This window comes from Bradyrhizobium sp. Mp27, assembly GCF_029953005.1.
GTDB classification, from domain to species: Bacteria; Pseudomonadota; Alphaproteobacteria; order Rhizobiales; family Xanthobacteraceae; genus Bradyrhizobium; species Bradyrhizobium barranii.
Genome location: NZ_JASAUS010000877.1, coordinates 1 through 218, shown reverse-complemented (window position 1 = coordinate 218; position 218 = coordinate 1). Strand labels below are relative to the sequence as shown.

Genomic DNA, 218 nt, shown 5'->3' with positions numbered 1-218 from the left:
GGCCCGTCGGGCATGGGTGTCGTAAGCCGCATCGGCCCACACCACGGCTTCGTCGCCGCGGATCAGGCCATCGGCTGGCGTGGTGTCGTTGATGTTGGCGGGCGTGGTCAGGCCGGATCCTTCGTCGACGCCCACATGGGCCTTGTAACCGAAGGTCGAGCCGCTTTTGCCTTGCCGCTTGGCGAACCGGGCGTCAGGATCGTTTGAGGGGCGATCTT

The 218-nt window shown here is 66.1% G+C and carries 1 protein-coding gene; it reads right to left on the bottom strand.

Annotated elements, in window-relative coordinates:
* The coding region (locus QJT78_RS52895; RefSeq protein WP_281461019.1) for a transposase at positions 1-218 on the bottom strand (218 nt) is incomplete at both ends.